The 307-nt window shown below is 64.2% G+C and carries 1 pseudogene; it reads left to right on the forward strand.

Going from position 1 to position 307, the window contains the following annotated elements:
- Positions 1 to 307, forward strand: a pseudogene (locus EKC99_RS15770) (hypothetical protein); the annotation flags it as partial.

The following is a 307-nucleotide window of genomic DNA, read 5'->3' on the forward strand; positions in this document are numbered from 1 at the left end:
AACGTGCTCAACAGCGTGACGCTGACGGGCACCGGCACCGGCGCGGTGAAGATCACCAACGTCGCCGCCGGCAGCATCCTGGCCGGCAGCAGCGATGCCATCACCGGCGACCAGCTGTTCAGCACGAACAGCACCATTGCCAGCTACTTCGGTGGCACCACCGCCTACAACGGCACCACCAACGTGTGGACCGCGCCGAAGTTCAGCATCTCCAGCATCGCCACCGATGGCACTTTCACCAGCGGCGACTACAACAATGTCACCGCCGCCTTCACTGCGGTGGACGGCTCGCTGAAGGTCCTCAACC

This window comes from Anoxybacillus sp. MB8 (assembly GCF_011006755.1).
GTDB lineage: Bacteria > Bacillota > Bacilli > Bacillales > Anoxybacillaceae > Anoxybacillus > Anoxybacillus gonensis.